At 66.8% G+C, this 4079-nt stretch carries 4 protein-coding genes; 3 read left to right on the forward strand and 1 reads right to left on the reverse strand.

Features of this window, described 5'->3' with window-relative positions:
• Nucleotides 1-352 (reverse strand): hypothetical protein (locus tag FJY73_14060; GenBank protein MBM3321784.1); only part of this gene is annotated, 352 nt, incomplete at its 3' end.
• 264 nt (nt 353-616) lie between these two features.
• Between FJY73_14060 and FJY73_14065 the strand changes: the two genes are divergently transcribed.
• The 3 genes from FJY73_14065 to galE all read left to right on the forward strand — a co-directional run bounded on the left by FJY73_14065 (nt 617) and on the right by galE (nt 3926).
• The gene (locus tag FJY73_14065) at nt 617-1612 is read left to right on the forward strand and encodes a carbamate kinase (protein ID MBM3321785.1); all 996 of its coding nucleotides are present in this window, start codon (nt 617-619) and stop codon (nt 1610-1612) included.
• 167 nt (nt 1613-1779) lie between these two features.
• On the forward strand, nt 1780-2943 hold the full coding sequence (locus FJY73_14070) for an AAA family ATPase (protein MBM3321786.1): 1164 nt from the start codon (nt 1780-1782) through the stop codon (nt 2941-2943).
• On the forward strand, nt 2940-3926 hold the full coding sequence (gene galE / locus FJY73_14075; protein ID MBM3321787.1) for a UDP-glucose 4-epimerase GalE: 987 nt from the start codon (nt 2940-2942) through the stop codon (nt 3924-3926). Before FJY73_14070 ends, galE begins: the two co-directional genes overlap by 4 nt.
• Nucleotides 3927-4079: the final 153 nt, after the last annotated feature.

Here is a 4079-nt window from a genome sequence, read left to right on the forward strand (position 1 = left end):
GCGCCGGACCGCCGATGATGATGTTGGCGTACTGACTCTGCAAGAGAGCCTCCGTTCCCAGCGTCAAGCTGCCGCAATACGCCTGTCCGCCCCCGTGTGCGTCCACGGAGACGCCCGCGGGGATCAGAACCGACGAGGCGACGTTCGGAAAATGCGGCGCCGGATCCTCCCAGTACCACCAGGACTCTCCCCATCCGTTCAGCCGGAGGTCGCCCGAGGACCACCAGGCCCCCCAGGCCGGGTTGCTACCCGGGGGCCCGAACCAGCCCGTCCACGTGAAGTCCTGCGCGGTCGCGGGGCCCGCCGACAGGAGAAGGCCGATCAGAAAGAACCTCGCGAGTGCTCGACGCATGACGCACCTCCTTTTGGTCTGCACGCCGATACCGATCGCACGCGGGAATGATACGCGGAGCGCGTTACGCGAGCGTTACGCATGAAAATCGTGGGCGAGGTTCCGTGCCTCGCGCGGAACGCGCGGCAAGAGCGTTCTCCTCGCGTCCGAGGCCGGTGGATCCGAGTTGACGAACCCGTCCCGAAGTGCTACGTTCATCCCTTCGAGAGGGCGTCCGGGGACCCATCACGCGCACCGGGTCTTCGGACGCTCTCTTTCCCCGGAATGCGTTCCGTACCCGCGCGAGGAGATCCGTTCGTGGCGATTCCGGTCGAGAGAAGCGACCGCATCGTGGTGGCGATCGGCGGAAACGCCCTCATCGGCCATTCGAGCCGCGGGACGATCGGCGAGCAGCGGGAGACGACCCGCCTCACGATGCACGCGGTCGCCGAGCGGATCGCCGCGGGGTACTCGATCGTTCTCACCCACGGGAACGGCCCGGTCGTCGGCAACATCGTGATTCGAAGCGAGGCGGCGGCGCACCAGATTCCCCCGATGCCGCTCGACATCTGCGTCGCCGACTCGTGCGGCGGGATCGGCTACATGATCCAGCAGAGCCTCTTCGGCGAGCTTCGCGCGCTTCAAGTCGATCGCCCGGTCGTCACGCTGATCAACCAAGTCGAGGTCGATCGGAACGACCCGGCGTTCCGGAAACCGTCGAAGCCGATCGGGCCCTTCTACCGCGCCGACCAGGTGGAGGCGATCCGCAAGGAAAAGAGTTGGGAGATGGCCGAGGACAGCGGCCGGGGGTTCCGCCGCGTCGTCCCCTCCCCGAAGCCGGTCGCGATCATCGAGGCGGATGTGGTCCGCTCGCTCGTCGATTCGGGAGCGGTCGTGATCGCGGTGGGCGGAGGCGGGATTCCGGTGCGCCGCATGGAGGACGGCCGTCTCGAGGGGGTGGAAGCGGTGATCGACAAAGACCGCGCGGCGCTCCTCCTCGCGCGCGCGGTCGGCGCGCGCGTCTTCGTCATCCTCACCGCGGTCGCAAACGTCGCGATCCGCTTCGGACGCCCCGACCAGCTCGACCTCGACCGCGTGACCCTTTCCGAGGCGAAGCGCTATCTGGCCGAGGGGGAGTTTCCCGCGGGGAGCATGGGGCCCAAGATCGAGGCGGCGATCGCATTCCTCGAGGAGGGGGGAAAGGGGGTTCTCGTCACCTCCGTCCATCGTCTCGGCGAGGGGATCGAGGGGCGCGCGGGCACCTGGATCCTCCCCGGCTGATCCCCGTTCCGGCCGCTTTCCTCGCTCGCCGTTCTCCCGGTGCGAACGCGGCCCGGCGATCCTTGACACGGGGGCCCTCCGCCCGGGAGACTTTCCGCCGGGAGGTCAAGGCGCGCGCGCGGCGGGCCGATCTTCCCGGATAGGACCTCGTTCCCGATCGGAGCGTCATGTACTGCAAGTACTACGGTTTCTCGGAAGATCCCTTCCAGCTCACCCCCGACCCGTCCTTTCTCTATCTGGACGAGGTGTACCGGGAGGCGCTCGCGCATCTCGAGTATGGGGTGAACACCGGGAAGGGGTATGTGCTCCTCACCGGCGAGGTGGGAACCGGGAAGACCACGATCGTCCACTCCTTCCTCGAGAAGCACCGGCTCGAGCTGATCACGGCGTTCGTCTTCTCGACCACGATGAGCTTCGTCGAGCTTCTCAAGCTCGTGCACGAGGATTTCGACACCGGCGCGGAGGGCGATTCCGAGGCGTTTCTTCTTATCGAGCTCAACCGTTTTCTCCTCAAGAAATATCACGAAGGGGCGAAGACCGTTCTCATCCTCGATGAGGCGCAGAACCTCTCCGAGGAGATGCTCGAGAAGGTCCGGATGCTCTCCAATCTCGAGTCGCGGAAGGCGAAGCTCCTCCAGACGGTCCTCGTCGGGCAGCCGGAGCTCGCGGCGAAGCTCGAAAGGCCGTCTCTTCGCCAGCTCCGGCAGCGGGTGGCGGTCCGCTTCGACATCCCGCCCATGACCGAGGAGAGGACGCTCCGCTACATCGAGCATCGTCTTCGAGTCGTGGGGGCGCCGAACCGCGGTCTCTTCACAGAGGAAGCTCTTCGCAGGATTCACGTCGAGACGTCCGGAATCCCGCGGATGGTGAACGTGATCTGCTCGAACGCGCTCCTTCTCGGGTTCGGCGCGGGGAATAGCCTGATCGACGAGGCACTCGTGCGGGAGGTTGTCGCGGATCTCCGGCGCGGGGTGCCCGCGGCGCCTTCCCCTGAGCCCGCCCCGGAGGCCGCGCAGGAGGACGCGCGTCTTCACGCGTCGATCGACCGCGCCCCGAGGAACGTCGCGATTGCCCTCCCCGCCGCTGCGGAATCGGGCTCGCCGATGACCGCGGAAGAAGCGGCGGCGTACCTTCGCGTCTCCACGAAGACCGCGCGGCATCTTCTTCGGAGGGGGTCGATCCCCGCCTCGAAGGTCGGGCGGGGCTGGAGGGTCTTCCGCGCGGATCTGGACGCCTATGTGAGAAGCCGGGAGGGCCGTCCGCGCGCGGCGCTCGCTCCGGCCGGGGCGATCCCGGGAGAAGGGAACCCGGATCGGGAGGAGGGGGCATGAGGGTCCTTGTCACGGGCGGAGCGGGATACATCGGAAGTCAAACCGTCAAGGAGCTTCTTCGCGAAGGGATCGAGCCGGTCGTCGTCGATGATCTCTCCAAGGGGCACGCGGAGGCGGTTCGCGGCGTCGAGCTCCACGTCATCGCGCTCGAGGACCGCGACCGCATCGCTTCGCTTCTCAAGGAACGGCCGGTCGACGCGGTCGTCCACTTCGCGGCGTTCTGTTACGTGGCCGAGTCGATGGAAGACCCGCTCCGCTATTGGCGGAACAACGTGATCGGTTCCGTCCGTCTCCTCGATGCGGCGGTGGAGGCGGGAGTTCGCAGCTTCGTCTTCTCCTCGTCGTGCGCCACCTATGGGGAGCCGATCGCGATGCCGCTCCGCGAAGATCACCCGCAGAACCCGGTGAACGTATACGGCGACACCAAGCTCGCCGTGGAGAAGCTCCTCCGAAGCCTCGAGGAATCGCACGGGCTCCGCTCGATCGCCCTTCGCTATTTCAACGCGGCAGGAGCCGACCCGGACGGCGAGCTGGGCGAGGACCACGACCCGGAGACCCATCTTATTCCTCTCGTGCTGCAAGTCCCTCTCGGCCTGCGAAAGCAGGCCCTCATCTACGGCGACGACTACGACACGCCGGACGGGACCTGCATCCGCGACTACATCCACACCGTCGATCTCGCCCGCGCGCACATCCTCTCGCTCCGGCATCTCGCCGATGGGGGCGCGAGCGACGCCTTCAACGTCGGCATCGGGAGGGGCTACTCGGTGCGCGAGGTGGTCGAGTGCGCCCGCCGAGTGACCGGACACGCGATCCCCGAGATCGTCGAGGAGAGAAGGCCGGGAGACCCGGCCCGGCTCGTCGCCGCGAGCGACAAGATCCGCCGCGTGCTCTCCTGGGAACCCCGCCTTCCCGAGCTCGAGGACATGGTCCGCACCGCGTGGGAATGGCACCGGAACCATCCGGACGGCTACGCGGTTTGACAAGAGAAGTCCCCTCGACTAGAATTTCGGGCATCGTCCTCTTGTCGGGAAAGGAGTTTCTCTTGCGGAATCCCATTCGGCGCACCATCGTCTTCTCGCTTGCCATGCTCTTCCTCCTCGGCGGGTGCTCCTCGGAGAAGCAGCCGTCGAAGG

This window comes from Candidatus Eisenbacteria bacterium, assembly GCA_016867715.1.
Lineage (GTDB): Bacteria > Orphanbacterota > Orphanbacteria > Orphanbacterales > Orphanbacteraceae > VGIW01.

Excerpts from the sequence above, each read along its gene's own strand:
- FJY73_14070 (MBM3321786.1), top strand. The coding sequence starts at position 1,780 with ATGTACTGCAAGTACTACGGTTTCTCGGAAGATCCCTTCCAGCTCACC.
- FJY73_14065 (MBM3321785.1), top strand. The coding sequence starts at position 617 with ATGCGTTCCGTACCCGCGCGAGGAGATCCGTTCGTGGCGATTCCGGTC.
- galE (MBM3321787.1), top strand. The coding sequence starts at position 2,940 with ATGAGGGTCCTTGTCACGGGCGGAGCGGGATACATCGGAAGTCAAACC.